This window comes from Campylobacter sp. IFREMER_LSEM_CL1085 (assembly GCF_025772235.1).
Lineage (GTDB): Bacteria > Campylobacterota > Campylobacteria > Campylobacterales > Campylobacteraceae > Campylobacter_D > Campylobacter_D lari_D.
The window spans coordinates 33,443-56,965 of record NZ_JAKMRU010000001.1; the positions used below are offsets into that span (position 1 = coordinate 33,443).

At 29.1% G+C, this 23,523-nt stretch carries 20 protein-coding genes; 16 read left to right on the forward strand and 4 right to left on the reverse strand.

The annotated features are described in order from the left end of the window. Window positions 1–3: 3 nt before the first annotated feature. Together L8W56_RS00195 and sstT are read right to left on the reverse strand one after the other, a co-directional pair. On the reverse strand, window positions 4–882 hold the full coding sequence (locus L8W56_RS00195; protein ID WP_220566872.1) for an aspartate carbamoyltransferase catalytic subunit: 879 nt from the start codon (window positions 880–882) through the stop codon (window positions 4–6). A 9-nt stretch (window positions 883–891) separates the two neighbouring features. Beyond that, a complete protein-coding gene (gene sstT / locus L8W56_RS00200; protein ID WP_263659036.1) occupies window positions 892–2,118 on the reverse strand; it encodes a serine/threonine transporter SstT in 1,227 nt (408 codons plus the stop codon). Between the two features lie 129 nt (window positions 2,119–2,247). Here sstT and metK point away from each other — a divergent pair, with 129 nt between their 5' ends. Then, window positions 2,248–3,441, forward strand: a complete 1,194-nt coding sequence (gene metK, locus L8W56_RS00205) for a methionine adenosyltransferase (protein ID WP_133318704.1) — start codon at window positions 2,248–2,250, stop codon at window positions 3,439–3,441. Window positions 3,442–3,451: 10 nt separating this feature from the next. Here the strand turns inward: metK and L8W56_RS00210 are convergent, their stop codons facing one another. Next, window positions 3,452–4,774: an apolipoprotein N-acyltransferase gene (locus L8W56_RS00210; RefSeq protein WP_263659037.1), complete on the reverse strand. Its 1,323-nt coding sequence runs from the start codon at window positions 4,772–4,774 to the stop codon at window positions 3,452–3,454. Between L8W56_RS00210 and yajC the strand changes: the two genes are divergently transcribed. The 13 genes from yajC (at window position 4,744) to hpf (ending at window position 18,811) form a co-directional block, all read left to right on the forward strand. Continuing rightward, the gene (gene yajC, locus L8W56_RS00215; RefSeq protein WP_039618686.1) at window positions 4,744–5,019 is read left to right on the forward strand and encodes a preprotein translocase subunit YajC; all 276 of its coding nucleotides are present in this window, start codon (window positions 4,744–4,746) and stop codon (window positions 5,017–5,019) included. The two genes, L8W56_RS00210 and yajC, sit on opposite strands and share 31 nt — an antisense overlap. Beyond that, entirely contained in the window at window positions 5,012–6,592 is a 1,581-nt protein-coding gene (gene secD / locus L8W56_RS00220; protein ID WP_039628546.1) for a protein translocase subunit SecD, read from the forward strand. The genes yajC and secD overlap by 8 nt, the downstream gene beginning before the upstream one ends. Beyond that, complete coding sequence (secF, locus tag L8W56_RS00225) at window positions 6,592–7,563, forward strand: protein translocase subunit SecF (RefSeq protein WP_133318706.1); 972 nt, start codon at window positions 6,592–6,594, stop codon at window positions 7,561–7,563. The genes secD and secF overlap by 1 nt, the downstream gene beginning before the upstream one ends. A gap of 2 nt (window positions 7,564–7,565) precedes the next feature. Continuing rightward, a complete protein-coding gene (locus L8W56_RS00230) occupies window positions 7,566–7,907 on the forward strand; it encodes a DUF6394 family protein (RefSeq protein ID WP_133318707.1) in 342 nt (113 codons plus the stop codon). An 8-nt stretch (window positions 7,908–7,915) separates the two neighbouring features. After that, entirely contained in the window at window positions 7,916–10,345 is a 2,430-nt protein-coding gene (gene leuS, locus L8W56_RS00235; RefSeq protein WP_263659038.1) for a leucine--tRNA ligase, read from the forward strand. Next, the gene (gene lptE, locus L8W56_RS00240; RefSeq protein WP_133318709.1) at window positions 10,342–10,839 is read left to right on the forward strand and encodes an LPS assembly lipoprotein LptE; all 498 of its coding nucleotides are present in this window, start codon (window positions 10,342–10,344) and stop codon (window positions 10,837–10,839) included. The genes leuS and lptE overlap by 4 nt, the downstream gene beginning before the upstream one ends. After that, window positions 10,840–12,207, forward strand: coding sequence for a hypothetical protein (locus L8W56_RS00245; protein ID WP_220566866.1), 1,368 nt, complete (start codon window positions 10,840–10,842; stop codon window positions 12,205–12,207). Between the two features lies 1 nt (window position 12,208). Continuing rightward, entirely contained in the window at window positions 12,209–13,378 is a 1,170-nt protein-coding gene (locus tag L8W56_RS00250) for a Mur ligase family protein (protein WP_220566865.1), read from the forward strand. Continuing rightward, window positions 13,365–14,276, forward strand: a complete 912-nt coding sequence (locus L8W56_RS00255; RefSeq protein WP_243705623.1) for a M23 family metallopeptidase — start codon at window positions 13,365–13,367, stop codon at window positions 14,274–14,276. Before L8W56_RS00250 ends, L8W56_RS00255 begins: the two co-directional genes overlap by 14 nt. Further along, window positions 14,204–14,608 (forward strand): bactofilin family protein, encoded by a 405-nt coding sequence (locus L8W56_RS00260; RefSeq protein WP_220566863.1) that lies wholly within the window; start codon window positions 14,204–14,206, stop codon window positions 14,606–14,608. Before L8W56_RS00255 ends, L8W56_RS00260 begins: the two co-directional genes overlap by 73 nt. Beyond that, a complete protein-coding gene (locus tag L8W56_RS00265) occupies window positions 14,598–17,537 on the forward strand; it encodes a DEAD/DEAH box helicase (protein ID WP_263659039.1) in 2,940 nt (979 codons plus the stop codon). The genes L8W56_RS00260 and L8W56_RS00265 overlap by 11 nt, the downstream gene beginning before the upstream one ends. Continuing rightward, window positions 17,534–18,214: an endonuclease III domain-containing protein gene (locus tag L8W56_RS00270; RefSeq protein WP_263659040.1), complete on the forward strand. Its 681-nt coding sequence runs from the start codon at window positions 17,534–17,536 to the stop codon at window positions 18,212–18,214. Before L8W56_RS00265 ends, L8W56_RS00270 begins: the two co-directional genes overlap by 4 nt. Window positions 18,215–18,292: 78 nt before the next feature. Further along, window positions 18,293–18,811 carry a ribosome hibernation-promoting factor, HPF/YfiA family gene (gene hpf, locus L8W56_RS00275; protein WP_133318716.1) on the forward strand — a complete coding sequence of 173 codons (519 nt, stop codon included), beginning with the start codon at window positions 18,293–18,295 and terminating at the stop codon, window positions 18,809–18,811. A 33-nt stretch (window positions 18,812–18,844) separates the two neighbouring features. Here hpf and L8W56_RS00280 read toward each other — a convergent pair whose 3' ends face one another. After that, complete coding sequence (locus tag L8W56_RS00280; protein ID WP_263659041.1) at window positions 18,845–21,388, reverse strand: hypothetical protein; 2,544 nt, start codon at window positions 21,386–21,388, stop codon at window positions 18,845–18,847. A 162-nt stretch (window positions 21,389–21,550) separates the two neighbouring features. Here L8W56_RS00280 and groES point away from each other — a divergent pair, with 162 nt between their 5' ends. Continuing rightward, a complete protein-coding gene (gene groES, locus L8W56_RS00285; protein ID WP_039626536.1) occupies window positions 21,551–21,811 on the forward strand; it encodes a co-chaperone GroES in 261 nt (86 codons plus the stop codon). A 13-nt stretch (window positions 21,812–21,824) separates the two neighbouring features. Beyond that, window positions 21,825–23,462 carry a chaperonin GroEL gene (gene groL, locus L8W56_RS00290; RefSeq protein WP_263659042.1) on the forward strand — a complete coding sequence of 546 codons (1,638 nt, stop codon included), beginning with the start codon at window positions 21,825–21,827 and terminating at the stop codon, window positions 23,460–23,462. Window positions 23,463–23,523 lie beyond the last annotated feature (61 nt).

Here is a 23,523-nt window from a genome sequence, read left to right on the forward strand (position 1 = left end):
ATTTTAGCTTTCTAAAATGAGTTTTTTTAATACAGCCATTCTAATGGCAACACCATTTTTAACTTGAGTTAAAACCTTACATCTTTTATCAGCCATTACTTCATCGCTAATATCGATATTTCTATGTACAGGACCAGGATGTAAGATAATGAGATTTTTATCTTTTATTAAATCTTTGCTAATACAAAAATCATTTGCATAATCTTTAAGCGATGCATAGGTTGGAATATTGTGTCTTTCAGTTTGTGTTCTAAGACTCATGATAATATCTACATCATCAATAACTTCTTTTAGTTTATTTGTTTTTTTAATAGGATAATTTGGCATAAAATGAGGCGGGGCTACTAGGGTAATGTCTATACCAAAACGAGGTAATAATTCTAAATTTGAAGCAGCAACGCGTGAGTTTTTAATATCTCCTGCTATTGCTATTTTTTTACCTTTAACATTATAATCAAAATGCTCCATTATGGTAAAAAGATCAAGCAAAGCTTGGGTAGGATGAGCGTGTTTACCATCACCTCCATTAACTATAGGACAATGAGTATAATTTGCTAAAGTATGAGGTACACCTGAGTTTTTGTGTCTAACTACAATAGCACTTGGTGCCATTGCATCTAAATTCGCAGCAGTATCAAAAAGTGTTTCACCTTTGCTTGAACTACTTCTTGAAACATCTAATTTTAAAACTTTAGCACCTAGTCTTCTTGCGGCTGTTTCAAAGCTTGATTGAGTGCGTGTTGAATTTTCAAAGAAAATTGTTGTAACACTTTTTCCTTCTAAAAATGTACGCGGTTTTTCATCCAAAAATTCTTTTGCTTCTTTAAATAAAGCCAAGATTTCATCATTGTTAAAATCTTTTGTAGTAATTAAATGCCTCATAAGTCCTCCTTAAATTTTTAAATTAAGCTCATTATCTGAACAAATAGCACTAAATAAAACATCTGTTGAGCTATTTAATGCAGTTTCAACACTATCTTGGATAACCCCTATGATAAAACCAACCGCAACTACTTGCATAGCTATGTCATAATCAATATTAAACAAAGAGCAAGCAAGTGGTATAAGTAAGAGTGAACCTCCAGCAACCCCGCTAGCTCCACAAGCTGCAAATGCAGCTAAAACACTCAAAAGCATAGCTTGTAAAAAATTTATTTCAATACCTACTGTGTGAGCTGCCGCAAGACTTAATATAGCTATGGTTACAGCTGCCCCTGCCATATTAATCGTAGCACCTAGTGGAATAGAAATGCTATATAGATTATTGTTGATATTTAATTTGGAGCAAAGTGCCATATTTACAGGAATATTTGCTGCAGAACTTCTTGTGAAAAATGCAAAAACAGCGCTATGTTTTAAACAAATAAAAATCAAAGGATAAGGATTTTTCTTTGTATAAGCAAAGACAATTAAAGCATTAATCACAAAAGCTACAAAAAACATAGTCAAAACTAAAATTATTAATAATTTAACATAACTTAAAAGTCCTGCTGCTCCTGTTTGGGCAACTGAATTAGCCACAAGTCCAAAAATTCCAAAAGGAGCAAGCTTGACTATAAATTTAACAATTTTTAATACACCCTCGTTTATATCAGTAAAAAGTTGTTTTGCATCATTAGAGCAATGTCTTAGAGCAAAACCTCCACCAATAGCCCAAGCTAATATGCTTAAATAATTTCCTGAAGATAAGGCATGGATCGGGTTGTCTACTACTTGAAATAGTAAGGTTTTAAATACTTCGCCTATATGCACAGGGCTTGTAGTGGAAGCTTTTTCAATATCGGTTAATACTAATTCTACAGGAAAGATAAAACTTATACTAACTGCGCTTAAAGAAGCTAAAAAGGTTCCAAAAATATACAAGAAAATAATGTGTTTTATTTTCTCACTTCCATGATTAAATTCTTTTGTGCAAATGGTTGTTAAAATTAAAATAAAAACTAAAATTGGTGCTATAGCTTTTAAAGCTCCTGTAAATAAAGCACCAAAAATATTTGCAAAAATAGCTAAATCTTTAGAAAAAATACCTACTAAAATTCCTAAAACAATACCTATGCAAATTTGTAAAATAAGATTTCCATCTTTATAGCGTTTGATTGCATAAGAAAATAAACTCATTTCTTACCTTTTTTGTAGTGATAAATTTAAATTTATTCTAGCAAAGTAAAGCTTAAATAAGCTTTTTGATTTTTAAGTTAGCTTGTGTTAAAATAAAGCTAGAATTTTTTATGATAAGGAATATAAAATATGTATTTATTTACTTCTGAAGTTGTTAGTGCAGGACATCCTGATAAATGTGCTGATATTATAGCTGATTCTATAGTTGATGCCTTTTTAACTCATGATAAAGACTCAAGGGTTGCTAGTGAGGTTTTTGTAGCAGGAAATAAAGTAGTAATTGGTGGTGAGATTAAATCAAAATATAAACTAGAAAAACAAGATTATGAAAATATTGTAAAAAAAGCTCTAGCAGATATTGGTTACAATGGAAATCCGCATTTTAGCAAAAAACAATGTTTGCACCCTGATGATTTAGATGTAATGGTATTTTTAAATGAGCAAAGTCCTGATATCAATCAAGGTGTTGATCAAGAAGATGGAGAGATTGGAGCAGGTGATCAAGGTATAATGTTTGGTTTTGCAAGCAATGAAGCAAAAGAATATATGCCAGCAGCTATTTCTTATGCTAGAATGCTTTGTGATAAAGTATATGAGTTTGCAAAAAACAATCCTGATAAACTTGGAGTAGATATTAAAACTCAAGTTACAATTGATTATGCAAATAAAGAAAATTTTGAAAATTGCAAACCTCAAAGTATCCATACTATTGTAGTTTCAGCTCCTTGTGTTGAAAGTATGAAAATAGAAGATTTAAGAGCTTTGGTGATGGATTTGATTTTGGATTCAAATTTACCAAAAGAGCTTTTTTGCCCAGAAAAAACAAGAATTTTAATCAACCCAACGGGAAAATATGTAAATCACAGCTCATTACATGATAGTGGTTTAACAGGAAGAAAGCTTATAGTAGATAGCTTTGGTGGCTATGCTCCAATAGGAGGTGGTGCACAATCTTCTAAAGACTATACTAAGGTTGATAGAAGCGGACTTTATGCTGCAAGATGGCTTGCTAAAAATATTGTAGCAGCAGGGCTTGCTAAAAAATGTATAGTACAACTTTCTTATGCTATAGGTGTGGCTAAACCAACTTCTGTAAGTGTGGATTGCATGGGAACAAATACAAGATTAAATGATGATATTTTAAGTGATTTTGTGATGAAAACTTTCCCATTAACTCCAAATTGGATTAAAAATAAATTCAATCTTGATAAACCAAGTAAAGATACTTTCATGTATGCTGATGTAGCTGCTCGTGGTCAAGTGGGTCAAGCTGATTATCCTTGGGAAAAATTAGACGCACTTGATGAATTTAAGGCATTATAAAATGAAGCTTTTAAGCTTCATTTTGCTTTAAAAGTTTTTCTTTTATCTTTAAAATCAATATCTCTTTTGGCTTAATTACCGCATTTTCTTTTCCATTAACTGCATGATATATGCTTACATTATAATTATTTGCATAAAAACGCATTAGAAAATTTTGTAATTTATACTCACTTGAAAAATTAAACCAAGCATTGTTTGAAATAGCGATGATGATTTTTGAGTGTTTGTAAAGTTTTTCTTTTGTAGCTTCAAAGCAGATAGCATTAGTGATGAGCTGATTATTTAGAGTGTATTGATTTAATTCTTTTCCTTTTGAAAATTCATCAATATTTAAAAGATATTTTTTAAAAAAGTTTTTAAATATAGGAATTTCTTCTCCAAAAGGTACAAGATAATGTTTGTTAAAAACTTGTATGTTGCCATTGTCAAATACATAAGTACTATTGTATAGATGATTAGGTGTAGTGCTTATAGCACCTGTGATGATGATGATTTGTTTTGATAAATCTTTTAAGGCTTGTAAATAACTTGGTGCTTTATTTAATGCAAAAGCAAAAGCAGTTTCAGGAAAAATAATTATTTCTTTACCTTCTTTTATAGTCTTGTTGATTTGATAAAATATATCTTTAGAATGAGTTTGTAAATTTTCTTGTATGAATTTTTGATCTTGGGAGATATTAGTTTGGATTAATTTATAGTCTAAATTTAGCGTTTGCGATTGTTTTTGATTATATTGAGCACCGATTAGAATAAGGATTAGAATAATTGCTATTTTATAATATCTTGAAATATATTTTTCATAATAAAAATAAGCAATCAAAAACATAGCTATAATACCTTGGTAACTTGCATCAAAGATTCCATATACACTTAAAACACCCCAATTTAGCCAATCAAAGCCAAAAGGATGAATAAAACAAAGTAAAAAAATTCCACAAAGTCTTAAAAAATCATATTTAAGAAAAAAACATATAAAAAACAAAAATCCATAAATTAATCCAATTAAGATAATTTCTAAAGGAATTAAATAAGCTAAATTGAAATAAATTGATGATAAACCTATCCACCAAAACCATAAAATTCCTATAAAAAAACCGGTGTAAAAATATCCTGCTTTACTTTTGTTTCTTAGTAATAAAATTAAACCATATATGCTTAAAAACGGTGAGATAAATTCGAAAAGTAAATTTTCAAAAAAAGAAAAATAAATAAAATTTGACAATAAAAGTGCAGAAAAAAAGGCTTTTATTATTTTAAAAGTGGTAGAATTAGAATTTATGAACTTAAAAAAAAGGGGAAGAAATGGCAGAAAACGGAAATATTTGGACTTCATTGTTGCCTCTCATTGTGCTTTTTGCGATTTTTTATTTTTTGGTTATTAGACCACAACAAAAACAAGCAAAAGACCATAAGTTGATGGTTTCATCTTTAGAAAAAGGAGATAAAATCATCACAAATGGTGGGATAATTTGCGAGGTGGTAAAACCAGAAGAGGATTTTATCAAAGTTAAGCTTAATGATGAAAATGTAGTTGTAAAAATTTCTAGAGATTTTATAGCAAAGAAAATTGATGCGTAGTGGAAAAATTACTTATAGAAGTATTATTTTCTTTGTAGTTTTTCTTATAGGGCTTGTTTTTTCTATACCTTCTTTTATGCAAACCCAAAGTGGTGCTAAGATTAACCTAGGACTTGATTTGCAAGGTGGTTTGCATATGTTATTAGGTGTAGAAGTGGAAGAGGCAGTTAAGTCAAAGGTTAAATCCATAGCCTCTTCTCTTAGTTATTCTATCAATAAAGAAGATATTATTGTTGATAAAATCAAAGTAAATGATACTAGTATTGAATTTAGTTTATTGGATGAAAATGATGTAGCTAAGGTTGATTTGTTGTTAAAAGACATTAAAGGCTTGGCTATTACACACGAAAATTTACACTACACACTTTCTTTAACCCAAGAAGAAATTAAATTAACTCATGAGCAAGCTATTTTGCAAGCTGTAGAAACAATTAGAAATAGACTTGATCAATTTGGTCTTGCAGAGCCAAATGTAGCAAGATCAGGTGAGGATAAAATTTTAGTCGAACTTCCAGGTATTAAAACTGCTGCAGATGAGGCTAGAGCTAGAGAACTTATTGCAAAAGCTGCACATTTGCAATTAATGGAAGTAGATGATGTTAGAATGGATCAGGTAAATAATCTTACTCCAGCTCAAGCTGCTGAATATGGAGATTTAATTTTTGAAGATGCAAAAAATCCTCAAATTAAATATCTAGTAAAATCTATACCTATTCTTGATGGTTCTATGCTAACAGATGCAAAAGTAGGTTTTGCGCAAAGTAATAATCTTCCTGTTATTAATTTTACCTTAAATTCAGAAGGTGCTAAAAAATTTGGAGACTATACAGGAAATAATGTAGGCAAACGCTTAGCTATAGTTTTAGATAATAAAGTATATTCAGCTCCAAGAATTAATGAAAGAATAGGTGGAGGTAGTGGCCAAATTAGTGGTAGCTTTACTGTAGAAGAAGCTCATGATGTGGCCATTGCTTTAAGAAGTGGAGCGCTTTTAGCACCGGTTAAAATGCTTGAAAAAAGAAGTGTTGGACCATCTTTGGGTGCTGATAGTATTAAAATGAGTATGATAGCCCTAGCAGGTGCTTCTATATTAGTTATTGCATTTATGGTGATGTATTATGGTATAGCAGGAATTTTTGCTAATATTGCTTTAGTGGCAAATATTTTAGTGATTATTGCTGTAATGGCTATGTTTGGTGCAACTTTAACTTTACCTGGTATGGCAGGACTTGTACTGACTGTGGGTATGGCAGTAGATTCTAATGTTATTATTAATGAAAGAATTAGGGAGTTATTGCGAGAAGGTGCTAGCATAAGGCAAAGTGTTGAAAATGGTTATAAGCATGCAATGAGCGCGATTTTAGATTCTAACATTACTTCGCTTATTACTTCAGTGGTACTTTATGCTTATGGAACAGGTGCGGTAAAAGGTTTTGCGGTGACTTTGAGTATTGGGATTTTAGTTTCGATGATTACTTCTATTGTTGGAACTCATGGTATGTTTGAAATGTTTATGAACCGTATGGAAAAAAGCAATAATACAAGATTATGGTTTGGATATAGGAGACCTTAATGCAATTTTTTAGTCAAAAACATGTTTATGATTTTATGAGAATGAGATTTGCAGCCATCTCTTTGTCTTTTATTTTATTTTTTGGTTCTATTTTTATCCTTTTTACTAAGGGTTTGAATTTTGGTATTGATTTTACCGGTGGAACTTTAGTGCAACTTCAATACGAGCAAAAAGCTCCTTTGGCTGAAATTCGCAAAGCTTTAGCTATCAATGAAAATTTAAAAGGTGCTAGCGTTACTGAATTTGGTAGTGCTAATGAAGTGATTATTCGTTTTTCAGGAAGTAGCGATAGCTTGGGAAGTGACATTGGAGTAAGTATTGCAAATTTATTAAAAGATACAGGTAAATTTGAAGTGCGCCGTGTGGATGTAGTAGGTCCAAAAGTAGGAGATGAACTGCGTAATAAAGGTCTTATGGCGGTTGGAATTTCTTTGATTGCTATTTTGATTTATTTAGCAGTGAGATTTGAATGGCGTTTTGCTATGGCTTCTATTGTGTGTGAAATTCATGATATAGTCATTACTTTAGGCGCTATTGCGTTGTTTGAAATAGATGTAAATTTAGATATTTTGGCGGCTGTTTTAACCGTGCTTGGATATTCTTTAAATGATACGATTATTATTTTTGATAGGATTAGAGAAGGTGTTAAAACAAGTAAAAATTCAAAACTTGATTTAATTATCAATGAATCAGTTTCTGCAACTTTATCAAGAACTACCTTAACAACGGGATTAACTTTGATTACTGTTGTAGTGCTTTATTTCTTTGGTGGATCTATGATAGAAGGTTTTGCTCTAACTATGATAGTGGGTATTGTAGCAGGTACTGCAAGTTCTATATTTGTAGCAAGTCCAGCACTTTTATGGTTTAAATTTAGTGTTACGCAGTATCGTCAAAAAGAATTAGAAAAAGTAAAGAAAAAACAAGAAAAAGAGAAATTAAGAGCGATGTATGAAAAAGGAACGGTGTAAAAATGAATTGGGGTAAGGTTATTTATATCTTTTTTGCTCTAATGAGCTTAACTACAACCGCAGGATTTTTATATGATCAAAATGAAGTTGCATTATTTATTGCAGCTTGTGTGAATTTAATTTCTACTTTATTGAAAATCGGAGTTAGAAATTTCTTAGCAGCTGAATTATTTGCTAGTTCTTTAGTGGCTGATTTGCATTTAATTCCAGCTTTTGCTTTAATACAAATTAATCCAGAGGCTAATGTTATGGTTTATACTTTAGCAATTGGTGCTTTGATAGCTAATATCTTTTCAATGATTTTAGTTATAGTTGATTCAGTAAAAAGTCAAGAAGAAAATTAGGAGTTAAAATGGCATATGAGGCAGGTAAAATAGAAAAAAAATGGCAAAAAATTTGGCAAGAAAAAGAATATTTTGAGCCAAAAGATGATTTTTCTTTACCAAAAAAATACATTTTATCTATGTTTCCATATCCAAGTGGTAGAATTCATATGGGGCATGTGAGAAACTATAGCATAGGTGATGCTATGGCTAGATATTATAGAAAAAAAGGTTTTAATGTCTTACATCCTATAGGTTTTGATAGTTTTGGTATGCCTGCTGAAAATGCTGCGATAAAACACGGTATTCATCCTAAGAAATGGACTTATGAAAATATTGATTATATGCAAAATGAACTTGCTTCTTTGGGCTTTTCCTTTTCTAAAAAAAGAATGTTTGCTACTTCTGATCCTTTATATACTAAATTTGAGCAAGAATTTTTTATCAAAATGTATGAAAAAGGACTTGTTTATACTAAAGAAGCTGAAGTTAATTGGTGTGAGAATGATAAAACAGTCTTAGCAAATGAGCAAGTTGAAGATGGCAAATGTTGGCGTTGTGGACATGAAGTCATTAGAAAAAAAATGCCAGGATATTATGTAAAAATTACCGCTTATGCAGATGAATTATTGCAAGATCTTAAAAAATTAGAAGGAAAATGGCCAAGTCAGGTTTTGACTATGCAAGAAAATTGGATAGGTAAAAGCACAGGACTTAGTTTTGATTTTGATATAGAAGAAAATGATAAAATCAGTGCAAAAAAGATTAATGTTTTTACAACAAGAGCTGAGACTATTTATGGAGTATCTTACATTGCTTTAGCACCTGATCATGAAATAGTAAATGAATTAATTGATAAAAAATTACTAGATCAAGATACTATCATAAAAATTCAAAATATACAAAATCAAACACCCCGCCAAAGACAAGCTGCACCAAAAGAAGGATATTTTTTAAATCTTCATGTAATCCATCCACTAAGTAAAGAAAAAATTCCTTTATGGGTAGCTAATTTTGTTTTAAGTGATTATGGTAGTGGGGCTGTTATGAGTGTGCCTGCTCATGATGAAAGAGATTATGAGTTTGCAAAAACTTATAATTTAGCTATAAAAAAAGTAATTTATAAAGATGAAAATGACGCACAATGCTACACTTTAAAAGAAGGTGTTTTAATCAATAGTGGCGAATTTGATCAATTAGAATGTGATGATGCTAGAGAAAAAATTAGTTTAAAAATTGAATCTTTGGGTATTGGTAAAAAGGTTACCAATTTTAAAATTCGTGATTGGGGTGTTTCTAGACAAAGATATTGGGGTGCTCCTATACCAATGATTAAGTGTAATTCTTGTGGCATAGTTCCTCAAAAAATAGAAAATTTACCTATTACCTTGCCTGAAGATGTGATTATAAATGGAGAGGGAAATCCACTTGATAAGCATGAAATATGGAAAGAGTGCATTTGTCCAAAATGTGGTAAAAAAGCACAAAAAGAAAGCGATACTTTAGATACTTTCTTTGAAAGTTCTTGGTATTTTGCGCGTTTTGCAAGTGATGATAAAACATGGCAAGAAAAAGCGGTAGATGAAAAAAGTGTTAATTATTGGATGAATGTTGATGAATATATTGGTGGGATTGAACATGCGATATTGCATTTACTCTATGCTAGATTTTTCCAAAAAGCACTTAGAGATTTGGGTTATTTAAAAGATGATGAGCCTTTTAATAGACTTTTAACCCAAGGAATGGTCACTAAAGATGGTGCTAAGATGAGTAAATCTAAGGGTAATGTAGTAGATCCTGATTATATTATAGAAAAATATGGAGCAGATAGTGCAAGATTGTTTATATTGTTTGCTGCACCACCTGCTAAAGAACTTGAATGGAACGATAGTGCGCTAGAGGGTGCGTTTAAATTTATCAATAGGCTTTATGAAAAGGCTATGAGTTTAGAATGTGGAAAATTACAAGAAATTGATCATCAAAGTTTAAATAAAGAAGAAAAATATGCTAGATTAAAAGTATATGAAGCTTTGAAAAAATCTTTTGAAGTTTATGAAGAAAGTTTTGCCTTTAATACCTTAATAGCTGCATGTATGGAAGCTTTAAATACCTTAAATGCTATAAATCATAAAGAAGTTTTAAAAGAAGCTTTTTATATTATTTTAAATATTTTAGAGCCTATTATCCCTCATGTTTGTTTTGAGCTTAGCGAGCATTTGTTTAAATGTGAAAATTTTAAAGTATTAAAAATAAAAGAAGAAGTTTTTGTAAAAGATAGTTTTAATATAGCTATTAGTGTTAATGGTAAAAAAAGAGCACAGATTGAAATAAATTCAGAGGCTAAAGAAGATGAGATTTTAGCTTTGGCTAAAGAAAATGTTGCAAAATGGCTAGAAGGAAAAACCATTGTAAAAGAAATTTATATTGATAAGAAATTGGTAAATTTGGTGGTTAAATGAAAAAATATTTAATATCTTTTTTTGCTTTTTTTATTATATCTTGTGGATATATCCCATCATCTCAAATGGCAAGTAGGGTTTTGGGTGAAAATGTATTTTTGAAAATCAATATTAGTAAACAAGATCCCGAAAATAGTGTTTATATAACAGATATTTTAAGAGAAGCTATGCTTAATAAGCTTGGCAGAAAAGTCACAGATGAGCATAATGCAGATAGTTCTATTATAGTTACGATGAAAAAGTTAGAATTTCATCCTATGGTGTATGATAGAAATGGTTATGTAGTTAATTATAAAGCAGAGCTTTACTTGGAATTTCTTATGCGTTATAAAAATGGTAAAGAAGAAGTTGTAAATACCAAGGGAAGTTATAATTTTGATATTAATCCAAATTCTATTATTAGCGATCAAGCTAGATTTGAAGCAATTAAAAATGCATCAAGTGAAGCTTTTGATGAATTTGTTTCTATCATAGCTATTAGGGGTTATAAATAAATGGCAAGTCATATCAATGAGATTGCAAAAGAAACATTGATAAAATTAAAAGAGCGTAAGTTGCATCCAACTCCTGAAAATTATAGTGAGGTGTTTGAAGAATGTGCTAAAAAAGCGGGGGTGATGAGTTTTAATAAAGCAAGGATAGAAAAATATACTAATCTTTTAGATGATATTTACAAGCAAGAGCTAAAAGGAAAAAGTATTCGAACTATTGATGAGTTTTTGATGTTTTTAGTTTCTAGGCTTAATAGGCAAGTAAGTAGAAAATATGAAGATGTTTATGCTTTGCTTGATTTGATTGTGCAACAGCTTAGTATTAGCAAAGATAAAAAAATCAAAGAATTAGCAAAAATTACTCAACACAGATTATCTCAAGCTATGGATTTAGAAACCATATATCTTTTAAGGGCTAAATGGAGAGAGCTTGAAAAATCTTATGAGGATTATGAGCTTTTAAAAAAATTAGAAGAATTTAATATTCGAGCGTTTTTGGATTTTCATACTTTAGTTGAAAAACTCATTGTTATGTTAAAGGAGAGATCTTATGAGAAGCAGGCTGAACTTTTACTAGCTTCTTTGGAGTCTTTGTTTGGAACAAGTAAAGAACTTGAGCAGTTTAAACAAAATTTAAAAGAAAATCCTAAATTAATTGCCAGGAAAGAATTTGCACATGAGTATTATTTAATGTTGCAAAAAAAAGAAGCAACAGATAAATATTATATACAAAAAAACCTTTCTTTTTTTAATCAGCACTTAGAAAGCTTAAATGAAATGGTATCAAAGCTTTATGATAACAGCCAAGAAGATGTGAAATTTATTAATGCTTTAACTAAAGATGAAAATGGTAATGTTCAAATTAATTTTGATACACTAAAAGATAAACTTTTATATGCAAACGAGCAAATAGTGCAAATTAAAACTCAAATTCAAGCTACAAGTGACGATGAGCAAAGAGAGCAGTGGAGTCTTGCTCAAGAACTTAAAAAACTTGATGAAAACTATAAGCTTTATGCTGTTAATTATGCATTATGTTTTTTTAAAATTAATAATATAGAGCATGTTATTAATGTCTATGGTGTTGATAGTTTTAAGGCAATTAGTGGAAAGTTTAAAAAGATACTTAAAGATTTATGTAAAGATATGGGTGAAATTTGGATTTTAGATGAAAGTTCTTATTTGGTTATACTTCCGGGTAAAAATTTAGAAAGTGCTCAGATTTTTATAGAAAAAGCCTTAAAGCTTATAGATGATTATAAATTTATTTATAAAGAAGAAGTGGTTAAACTTATTTTATCATCTTCTTACATAGAAAAAAAAGAATTTCCAGATGGCGATATTTTAAAAGAATTAATCCAAAAAGCTTAGCATGAAATTTCAACAAACACTTTCACAAAAAACTATGTATGTGCAAAAAATTAGTAGATTTTTTATGTTTAGTATGTATGAGAAGTATAAAAAATTTATTCCAAAAACTAAAAATATCCAAATTATTGGCACTAATGGCAAAGGAAGTACGGGTAGATTTTTAGCGCTTTTACTTTTAGAGCAAGGATATAAAGTAGGTCATTATACAAGTCCACATATTTTTGAATTTAATGAAAGATTTTGGTTAAATGGCAAAATTGCAAGCAATGAACTTTTAGAAAAAGCGCATGAAAAACTAGAAAGTGTTTTTTTGGAAGATGTAAAAAAACTTAGTTATTTTGAATACGCTACTTTTTTAGCTTTTTTTATTTTTAAAGATTGTGATTATGTGATTTTAGAAGCCGGAGTAGGTGGGGAGTATGATGCGACAAGTGTTTTTGAAATAAATTTTAGTATTTTTACTAAAATAGGATTTGATCATCAAGATTTATTAGGTAAAAATTTAGAAGAAATAGCAAGAACAAAATTAAAAGCCATGAGTGCCAAAGCTTTAATTAATCATAAGCAAGAAGCAAAAGTATTAAATTTGGCTCAAAAAATAGCAAATTTAAAACGAGCTAGTTTAAGTATCAGTTTGCTAGAAAAAAATAATTTTATTTATCCTTATGTGCAAGAATATATTCAAAAGCACAATTTTGCAACTTTTTTAAAAGATAATCTTTTTTTAGCTTTAGAAGCTTTTTCTAAAATTTGTGCTAAAAATGAAAAAGAATTAATTCAAAGTATCAAAAATCTACCAAAACTTGATTTAAAAGGAAGGTGCGAGCAAATAAGTCAAAATATTTTTATTGATGTAGGACATAATGAAATGGCGGCTTTAGCTTTAGTTGAAATTTTCAAGGAAAAAAAAGTTCATTTAGTTTATAATTGCTTTTTAGATAAAGATTCTTATAAAATTTTAAAGGTCTTAAAACCTATAATAAAAATAGTTGAAATTTATGATTATGAAAGTAAAGATAGACCTTTGGCGGGTTCTGTTTTGCTAGAAAATTTAGAAAAATTAGATATTGTTTATCAAAAATTTGAACAAATAAAAAAAGATGAGTTATATTTAGTTTTTGGTTCTTTTGTATTGGTAGAAAAATTTTTAAGAGGCTATAATGAAAGATAAATTTACGCTAACTATTACAGATGTAAATGGTTCTAGACATTTTTTATTAAGTCAGATTATAAAAAAAGTAATAATTTATTTTACTACTTTTGTTTTTGTTGTTATAGTTTTAGGTGCTTTATATATTAATTATCTAGCAGATAAGCGTTCAGAGCTTTTAAAAGAACAAGAAATATTATCTTCAAAGAATACTAAATTGTTTTCTCAAAATGAGAGTATGCAAAAAAGTTTAGAAGAAAAAACAGCCTTATATGATGAACTCCAAACCCAACTTGCAGATATTGAGGATAATTTAGGCTTAAAACAAGATGAAAGTTTAGATATACCAGAAAGATTAGAAAAAGTCAAACTTACTAATGATCAAGCTTATTTATTTTTAACACAAATTCCAAATGGTCATGTGATAGAAGATAATGGAGTCACAGGTAATTTTGGATGGCGTCATCATCCTATATTAAATAAAAAAGAATTTCATCCAGGTATTGATTTAAGAGCAGCTTTAAAAACTCCTATTTATGCGCCTGCAAATGGAGTGGTTGAATACGCTGCATATAGCAATAATGGTTATGGTTACTCAGTGATTTTGATCCATAATTTTGGTTTTAAAACGGTTTATGCGCATATGACGCGTCAGGATGTTGTCAAAGCAGGGCAATTTGTAAAAAAAGGTGATTTGTTGGGTTATACGGGAAATACAGGTCTTTCTACGGGGCCGCATTTGCATTATGAAGTTAGATTTATTAATAAACTTTTAGATCCTAAGATTTTTATAGATTTAAACCGAAAAAACTATGAACAAATTTTTGAAAAAGAAAGGAGAGTGCCATGGCAATCTTTAATAAAGGCTCTATTGCTGCAGTATCCGAAACTACAGTCATTTCAAACGGAGCAAAAATAGAAGGAAAATTTTATTTTGATTCTATGCTTCATTTAGATGGAGAAATTACAGGAGTAATTAATTCTTCTAATGTGATAGTGATAGGTAAAAGTGGTGTTTTAAAAGGACAAGTTAAGGCAAATAAGATAGTAATCAATGGAGTTTTTGAGGGAGAAATGCAAGTTGATTCTTTAGAAATTTTATCCGGCGGTGTGCTTAATGGTAATATCATAGTTAAACAATTAAGTATTGAAAATGGTGGGAAATTTAACGGAAGTAGTAAAATAATTGAAAAAGAAGAAGAGCTTGCAACTATTGATGTGAGTATAGAAAATTCAGAAAATGCAAGCTAAATTATATGAATATTTATTAAGTAATAAAACTGAGTTAATAATTTGTGAGAATGATAAAGAAGCAGATGAATTAGCTCAAGTTTGCTTATTTTTAAAATTAAAAACTTTTATTTTACCTGATTTTAGAGCAGAATTTGGTAGCGATTTACGCTCTTTTTCTAAAGAACTTTTTGAAATTTGTAAAGTATTAAATGCTTATCATAAAGAAAATGAAAATAAAATTTTAATATCTCCTATAAAAACAATTTTGCAAAAGTTACCAGGTAAAAAGCATCTAAAAAACATTATTCTTAAAAGAAATTCACTTCTTGCTTTAGAGAAATTTAAAGAAGAAATTTTACATAGTGGATATGAGTTTGTAGATATAGTTCAAGATAAGGGTGAAATTTCAATACGCGGGGATATTATAGATATTTTTGCGATTAATGAAGAACAACCTTTTAGAATTTTACTTTTTTCAGATGAGATAGAAAGTATAAGATATTTTGATATACATACACAAAAATCAATCCCTGCTGAACTCTCCAATATAGAAATTTGTCCTTTTTTGAGTGCTTTTAGTCAAGAGCAATATGAAAATTTACAAGAAAAAATTCAAAATTTCCAAAGTCAAAGCATTATAAATGATGTTAATTCTTTAGGTTTTTGGTGTGTTGATGATTTTTGTGATTATTTAGATTTAAATTTTGTAAGCATAAAAAAATTTGATGTAAATGATTTTGAAGAAGATATTAGTAAAATCAATCAAAATATTTTACCCGAACCAAAATTTTATAAAGATTTGGTAAGTTCTTATAATTATGATTTTTTCACTTTTCACAAAGATAAAAAAATTACTATTTTAGCAAAAAATGAAGCTTTGTTTAAAGCTTTAAATTTACAAGAATTTTCAAATATTAAATTAAAAATATCCCAAGAAAGAATTAATTTAAGTACTCAAGATGAGCTTATCATATCTTTAAATAAAAAAGAAAAAAATAAAAGAGTTAGAAAAGCAAGCTTGGTAATAGATGAGCTTAGGGTTGGGGATTTTGTTGTGCATGAAGATTATGGTGTAGCTAAATTTTTAGGTCTTGAGATTATTGCAATAGCGGGAGCAAAAAAAGAATTTGTCGCTCTTGGGTATTTAAATAACGATAAGCTTTTATTACCTGTTGAAAATTTATATATGATTGATAAATATATCGGTGTAAGTGGTGGTGTGCCTTTACTTGATAAGCTTGGAAAAGGAAGTTTTTTAAAAATCAAGGAAAGATTAAAAGAAAAATTATTTGCCATTGCTTCAAATATAGTTTCTTTAGCAGCGGCTAGAGCTTTGATAAAAGCAAAAGAATTAAAAATTTCTCAAGAATTACAAGATGAATTTATCAATAAGGCAGGATTTTTTTACACTAAAGATCAAAGTCAAGTTTGTCAAGAAATCACTCAAGATTTAAAAAGTATGCAGGTGATGGATAGGCTTTTAAGTGGCGATGTGGGTTTTGGTAAAACAGAAGTTGCTATGAACGCTATATTTACTTGTGTAAAAAGTGGTTATACGGCTTTATTTTTTGTGCCAACTACTTTGCTTTCAGCCCAGCATTTTAAAACCTTAAAACGAAGATTTGATTCTTTTGATATAGAGGTTTTTAAGCTAGATCGTTTTACTAGTGCTAAAGAAAAAAAACAAGTTTTAGCATTTTTAAAAGAAAATAAGCCTTGTGTAGTGGTTGGAACACATTCTCTTTTAGGGGTTGAGTGTGAAAATTTGGGTTTAGTCGTGATAGATGAGGAGCATAAATTTGGTGTAAAACAAAAAGAAAAACTCAAGGAACTAAGTAAAAATTCACATATTCTATCTATGTCGGCAACACCTATACCAAGAAGTTTAAATCAAGCTCTTAGCTCTTTAAAGTCATATAGTGTTTTACAAACTCCACCTGAGGATCGTTTGGATGTGCGTACCTTTGTTAGAGAAAGTAGTGATGCTTTGATTAAAGAAGCTATTTCAAGAGAATTAAGAAGAGCAGGACAGATTTTTTATATACACAATCATATAGCAAGTATTGATGGGTGTAAAAAATATCTTTTAGATTTGTTTCCAAATTTAAAAATTTTAATCTTGCATTCTAAAATTGATGCAAAAATTACTGAAGAAGAAATGATTAAATTCGAAAATAAAGAATATGATTTATTGCTTTGTACTTCTATAGTTGAAAGTGGTATTGATTTGGCAAATGCAAACACTATCATAGTAGAAAATTCAGATCGCTTTGGTATGGCTGATTTACACCAACTTAGAGGAAGAGTAGGGCGTAGTGCTAAGCAAGGATATTGTTATTTTTTGATTGAAGATAAGGAAAAAATCACAAAAGATTCTTTAAAAAGACTTACGAGTTTAGAGAGTAATTCTTATTTAGGTTCAGGAAGCGTGCTTGCTTACCATGATTTAGAAATTCGTGGTGGTGGAAATTTATTAGGCGTAGATCAAAGTGGGCATATAGAGCAAATTGGCTATAGCTTGTATCTTAAAATGTTAGAAGATGAGATTAATAAATTAAGTAAAAAAGAAGAAATTAAAGAGAAAAAAATAGATCTAAAGCTTAATATCAATGCTTTTTTAAATAGTGAGTATATTAGCGAAGATCGTTTGAGATTAGAACTTTACAGAAGACTTAGTAAGTGTATGAGTGCTAATGAAGTTTATGAGATAGAAAGTGAGATGAATGATCGTTTTGGAAGACCTGATATCTTCACAAAGCAGTTTTTGGATTTAATCATCATAAAAATTTTAGCTAGCAAACATTATAAATTAGTGAGCAATTATGAACAAAATATTTGTTTTGTAAAAGATGATGAGAGCAAAGAAGTCATTAAAGCAAAAAGTAAAGACGATGATGATGTAATTGAGGCTATTTTGATGCATTTAAGAAAGAGTGAAAAAGCATGAGTGGATATGAAATTTTTAAAGCTTTAGTTAATGCAAATATTGATTATAAAGATTTTGAATGGCTAGAAAATAATACTTTAAGTGAGTTTGAAATTTTAATTTCTGTAGTTTTAACTCAAAATACAAACTGGAAAAATGTATTGAAAGCTTTGACAAATTTAAAACAAGCAAATATTACTAAGATAGAAGATTTATTAAATTTAAATACTCAAGATTTAGCGTTTTTAATAAAGCCAAGTGGATTTTATAATACTAAGGCAAAATATATTAAAAATTTTACTCAAAAATATTTTCAATATTTTAATTCTTTTGAGCTTTTTAAAGAAGAAGTTGATAGAGAATGGCTTTTGGATATTAAGGGTTTTGGTCAAGAAAGTGCTGATGGAATTTTAAATTATATATGCAAAAAAGAAGTTTTAGTAGTTGATGCTTATAGTGCAAAAATAGCTAATTATTTAGGCTATGAGTGTCAAAGTTATGATGAGTTGGCAGATTTTTTAAAAAAAGACATAACTAAAAATCAACAAGAATTGTGTGTTTTATTAAAAAAAGAATGTAAATTATATGAGCTTTATCAAATTTTTCATGCTTTAATTGTTTCTTTTTGTAAAACACACTTTCAAGGTAAAAAACTTTCAGAGGATGGTGTACTTATTCTAGATCCTTTAAAATTTTAAATTTATTTTTTATTTAAAAAGTTATTTTTTTACGATTAAAGTGCTATAATGTATTTAACTTCATAAAAAGGAGAAGTAATGAATACAAGTATAGTTGGAAAGCAATTTGAGCTAACTGAGTCTATAAAAGAGTATGTGGAAAAAAGCTTTGATGCTTTAAGTAAATATGGCTTAGATGTGATTTCTGCGCGTTGTGTTATAAGTGCTGATGAAAGGCATGGAAAGAAAGGATTTTGGGCTGAATTTAGCATTAATCTAGCCGGTATTAATACAGTGGTTGTAAAGCAAAAAGATAAAGATTTATATGCTGCTATAGATTTAGCCATTGATAGAATTTCTAAGGTTTTAAGAAGATTGCATGATAAAAATATTACCCATAAACATCAAGATGAGATAAAAGAAAATTTAGTATTACCGAGCTTGATTGAGGAAGATGAGATAGTTCCAACAGAACTTGAGCTATATAAGCCTTTGGAAATTGAAGAAGCATTGGAAAAATTAAAAGCAAGTAAAGATATATTTTTAGTTTTTAATGACATAGATGCAAAAATGAGGGTGTTATATAAGAAAAAAGATGGTAAATTTGGTTTATTTTAATAAAAATCTAGCCTTTTTTAAAGGCTAGATTTATTAGAAGAGTTTGTTAAAAATTTTATCTATTGCTTGATCTACTTTTTTACCTGTATTTTTAGCACCATCACTAGCATTTCCACCTATTGTATTAACAATAGAATTTACAACACTTTTTGTATCAAGACTTACTTTAGGATCTTGCGTTGTTCCTTTTATAACACCTTTGAAGTTTGCTCTATCAATGACGATATTAAAAGGAATGTTTAATTTGGTACTTTTTGTATCAACCTTACCTTTGCTAATATTTATATTGCTTCTATCAGCCACTAGGTTTAAATTTAAATCTATAAGATTTTTGTTGATATTTATTTTGGCTTCACCGTTGCGATATACATCTTGAGTGATATCTTTTTGTAAAAGTAACATTAAAGCACCTGTGATGAGATTTTTCTTAAGTTGCCCATCGGCTAAATTCATTAGCACTACACCACTTTCTTTTAAAAGATTATAATCAATGCTTAAATTTGATTTTGCTTGGTAATAATCAGGTAAATCTAAGCTTTGAGTTAAATTTGAAAGATCGGTATTTTGCATTTTAGCGTTAAAAATATTATTTTTTAAAGTGGCATTTAATGAGCCGTTAAATATATTTTTACTATTAATACTTGCATCTATTAAAGCGTTTTTAAAATCAAATTTTCCTTCAAAATCAGCCTTGCCTTTTAAGTTTCTATCAACTAAAAATCCTAACTTAGAAAAATCTTGCAATGATATATTATAAGTGCTTATTAGATCCATTTGATTAAGATCAAATTTACCTTTTAATGAATTAATATTTGCAAATGAACTTAAAACTTTAGCGTTAAAATCAATGATTGATTTAGAAATTTTTCCATCAAGATTGATTTTTGCTGAAGTATTCTTTGGAAATTTTTTCTCTAAAAGCTTGGATAATTCTACTTCATTAAAAGAAGAATTAATATTTGCTTTAAAATCACCATTAATATTGTTAAAATCAAGTGACTTTAAGTCAATATCTGCATTTACATTACCAAATGCTAAAACTTTTTGTCCTATCAAAGGAAAAAGTTGTTCTAATTTTATATTATCAATCTTTGCTTGTAAACTTTTTCCATTGGATTTTGCATTGATAAGCCCTTGCATGATTTTAATATTTGCATCAAGATTTTGAATTTGATTTGACTTAAGATCAACTTTGGCATCTAAATTTAAAGGTCCATTGAGATCTTGTTTGGTTAAAGGTTTTAATTTGTTAAGATTATCTATAAAAGCACTGATTTGTACATTTAAATCTTTGTTTGTAAGGTTATATGAACCTTTTAGTTGAGGTATTTTTGCTAAGTTTGAATCAAGTAAAGCTTCATAATCAATCAAAGAATTTTTCGCATTTGCTTTAGCTTGTAAGTTAAAATTTGTTTTTGGAAAATCAAGATTGCTTAGTTTTTTAAATTCCATAACATTTATATTTGCATTGTTTAACCTAGTGTTTAGATTGAAATTTTTAAAATCAAGCCCTTGTGTTTTTAAATCTAAAACTAATTTAGAATTAATAAAGGCAGGTATGGATATGGTTTTTAAAAGTTCTGCTACTTCTATATTAGTTGTATTGATATTAAGATTATTATTTTCTAAAACAGCTTTTAAGCTACCACCAAATCCAAGTAAGTCAGCATCTAATTTTTGTAATTGATTGTTTGCAAAAAGTAAATTACCTTGAATTTGACTTTTACCTTGGAGTTTCATTTTGGCTAGAGATGAAAATTGATTAAAATCATCTATTTTGATATCAAAATCACTAGTTAAGCTTTGTTTTGCTATATCATAAATGCTTTTTTGTATATAAAGTTTGAAGAAGTTGCTTAAAATTTCACTTTTAGAAATAACTTCATTGCTTTGGATTAAAGATCTTATTTCACCCTTTATATAGCTTTGTTTTGGTAAGCTTAGATTAAAATCTTTTTCAATTAGAGTATTGTTGATAGAACTTGTGTAAAAATTAATCAAAGCATTACCATTTGGTTTTAAATTTTTAGCTCGTATATCACTTATAATACTAATTTTTCCTTGAGCATATCTTGGTAGATTAGCAAAATCTAAAATTTGAGCCAAATCTATATTTTTACCAATAAATTCAAGATTTATAGGAGAAAAATCAACAATTTTTGCATCTAAGCTAAGATTAGAATCAAACAAAAATCCATTACCTTTTACTAAAAAATCACTACTTTTACCTATAGCACTACCTTTAAATGTAAAATCTTTATCGCTTTTTAAGCCAAGATTTTGAATATAGTTTTGTTTAAGTCCTAAAAGATAGTTTAAATCAAATCCTAGTCTTAAAGGTGATATACCACCTTCTATGCTAGCAAAAAATTTATCATCAATATTTGCTTTAATGTCAAGTTGTGAAAAACTAATTTTAAAATTTTCAAATTTAACATTCATACCACTTTTTTGAGCAATAATCGTTTCGATTCTTGGCTTTAAAAAAGCATTACCCATGCTTGTAAATAATAATGTATATATAGCTAGAAATGCTATACACACTACACCTAAAAGAATGTAAAGAATTTTTTTCATGAGAAACCTTTATAATGATATATCATATAAATTTAGTGATATAGACTAAACTTATATGATATATTTTACTTAATTTATTGACAATTAACTTTCTTTAATGTATAATTCTATCACTCAAAAACAAAGAGTGCTAAAAATGGCACATTTTAGAAAGGATAAAAAATGAATTTTCAACCTCTAGGAAAGCGTATTTTAGTAAAACGCTTAGAAGAAATGAAAACTACTGCTTCTGGGATTATTATACCAGATAATGCTAAAGAAAAACCATTAAATGGTGAAGTTGTTGCAGTAAGCAAAGAAATAGAAGATATTAAGGTAAATGATAAAGTAATGTTTGCAAAATACGGTGGAACTGAAATTAAACTTGATAATGAAGAGTATTTAGTTCTTAATGTTGAAGATGTTTTAGGGATTATTAAATAAAAAAGGATAAAAAATGGCAAAAGAAATATTTTTTTCAGATGAAGCAAGAAATAAACTTTATGAAGGTGTTAAAAAACTTAATGATGCTGTAAAAGTCACTATGGGGCCACGCGGTCGTAATGTATTAATCCAAAAAAGTTTTGGTGCTCCAACTATCACAAAAGATGGTGTGAGTGTAGCTAAAGAAGTGGAATTAAAAGATTCTTTAGAAAATATGGGTGCTTCTTTAGTTAGAGAAGTAGCTAGTAAAACAGCTGATCAAGCAGGCGATGGAACAACAACAGCAACAGTTTTAGCGCATGCTATTTTTAAAGAAGGTTTGAGAAATATTACAGCGGGTGCTAATCCTATCGAAGTTAAAAGAGGTATGGATAAAGCTTGCGAAGCTATAGTAGCTGAACTTAAAAAACTTTCTCGTGAAGTTAAAGATAAAAAAGAAATAGCTCAAGTTGCGACAATTTCTGCGAATTCAGATGAGAAAATCGGAAATTTAATCGCTGATGCTATGGAAAAAGTTGGAAAAGATGGTGTTATCACTGTTGAAGAAGCAAAATCAATCAATGATGAATTAAATGTAGTTGAAGGTATGCAATTTGATAGAGGTTATTTAAGCCCATATTTCATTACAAATACTGAAAAAATGACAGCTGAATTGCAAAATCCTTTTATTTTGTTATTTGATAAAAAAATTGCCAACTTAAAAGATTTATTACCAATTTTAGAACAAATTCAAAAAACAGGAAAACCACTTTTAATTATAGCTGAAGACATTGAAGGCGAAGCTTTGGCAACTTTAGTTGTAAATAAATTAAGAGGTGTTTTAAATATTTCAGCAGTTAAAGCTCCTGGCTTTGGCGATAGAAGAAAAGCTATGCTTGAAGATATTGCTATTTTAACAGGTGGTGAAGTGATCTCTGAAGAGCTTGGAAGAACTTTAGAAAGTGCTAGTATTCAAGATTTAGGTCAAGCATCAAGCGTGATTATTGATAAAGACAATACAACTATTGTAAATGGCGCAGGTGAAAAAGCAAATATTGATGCAAGAATTAACCAAATCAAAGCTCAAATTGCTGAAACAAGTTCAGATTATGATAGAGAAAAATTACAAGAAAGATTAGCTAAATTAAGCGGTGGTGTAGCGGTGATTAAAGTTGGTGCGGCTACTGAAACTGAAATGAAAGAGAAAAAAGATAGAGTTGATGATGCATTAAGTGCTACAAAAGCTGCAGTTGAAGAAGGTATAGTAATAGGTGGTGGTGCTGCATTAATCAAAGCAAAATCAAAAATCAGCTTGAGTTTGCAAGGCGATGAGGCTATTGGTGCAGCTATTGTAGAAAGAGCATTGAGAGCACCTTTAAGACAAATTGCTGAAAATGCTGGATTTGATGCTGGTGTAGTTGTAAATACAGTAGAAAATAGTAAAGAAGAAAATACTGGTTTTGATGCTGCAAAAGGTGAATATGTAAATATGCTTGAAAGCGGTATTATCGATCCTGTTAAAGTAGAAAGAGTAGCCTTGCTTAATGCGGTATCAGTAGCTAGCATGCTTTTAACAACTGAAGCTACAATTAGCGAAATTAAAGAAGACAAACCTGCTATGCCTGATATGAGTGGCATGGGTGGTATGGGAGGCATGGGTGGTATGATGTAATAACCGCCTTTATATTTTTTAGCTTTCTTTATAGAGTTGCTTTTTGTAGCAACTCTTTTAA

Bases quoted from the DNA above. Each gene is read 5' to 3' on its own strand.
- L8W56_RS00195 (WP_220566872.1), bottom strand. From the start codon at position 882: ATGAGGCATTTAATTACTACAAAAGATTTTAACAATGATGAAATCTTG.
- sstT (WP_263659036.1), bottom strand. From the start codon at position 2,118: ATGAGTTTATTTTCTTATGCAATCAAACGCTATAAAGATGGAAATCTT.
- metK (WP_133318704.1), top strand. From the start codon at position 2,248: ATGTATTTATTTACTTCTGAAGTTGTTAGTGCAGGACATCCTGATAAA.
- yajC (WP_039618686.1), top strand. From the start codon at position 4,744: ATGGCAGAAAACGGAAATATTTGGACTTCATTGTTGCCTCTCATTGTG.
- L8W56_RS00210 (WP_263659037.1), bottom strand. From the start codon at position 4,774: ATGAAGTCCAAATATTTCCGTTTTCTGCCATTTCTTCCCCTTTTTTTT.
- secD (WP_039628546.1), top strand. From the start codon at position 5,012: ATGCGTAGTGGAAAAATTACTTATAGAAGTATTATTTTCTTTGTAGTT.
- secF (WP_133318706.1), top strand. From the start codon at position 6,592: ATGCAATTTTTTAGTCAAAAACATGTTTATGATTTTATGAGAATGAGA.
- L8W56_RS00230 (WP_133318707.1), top strand. From the start codon at position 7,566: ATGAATTGGGGTAAGGTTATTTATATCTTTTTTGCTCTAATGAGCTTA.
- leuS (WP_263659038.1), top strand. From the start codon at position 7,916: ATGGCATATGAGGCAGGTAAAATAGAAAAAAAATGGCAAAAAATTTGG.
- lptE (WP_133318709.1), top strand. From the start codon at position 10,342: ATGAAAAAATATTTAATATCTTTTTTTGCTTTTTTTATTATATCTTGT.
- L8W56_RS00245 (WP_220566866.1), top strand. From the start codon at position 10,840: ATGGCAAGTCATATCAATGAGATTGCAAAAGAAACATTGATAAAATTA.
- L8W56_RS00250 (WP_220566865.1), top strand. From the start codon at position 12,209: ATGAAATTTCAACAAACACTTTCACAAAAAACTATGTATGTGCAAAAA.
- L8W56_RS00260 (WP_220566863.1), top strand. From the start codon at position 14,204: ATGGCAATCTTTAATAAAGGCTCTATTGCTGCAGTATCCGAAACTACA.
- L8W56_RS00265 (WP_263659039.1), top strand. From the start codon at position 14,598: ATGCAAGCTAAATTATATGAATATTTATTAAGTAATAAAACTGAGTTA.
- L8W56_RS00270 (WP_263659040.1), top strand. From the start codon at position 17,534: ATGAGTGGATATGAAATTTTTAAAGCTTTAGTTAATGCAAATATTGAT.
- hpf (WP_133318716.1), top strand. From the start codon at position 18,293: ATGAATACAAGTATAGTTGGAAAGCAATTTGAGCTAACTGAGTCTATA.
- L8W56_RS00280 (WP_263659041.1), bottom strand. From the start codon at position 21,388: ATGAAAAAAATTCTTTACATTCTTTTAGGTGTAGTGTGTATAGCATTT.
- groES (WP_039626536.1), top strand. From the start codon at position 21,551: ATGAATTTTCAACCTCTAGGAAAGCGTATTTTAGTAAAACGCTTAGAA.
- groL (WP_263659042.1), top strand. From the start codon at position 21,825: ATGGCAAAAGAAATATTTTTTTCAGATGAAGCAAGAAATAAACTTTAT.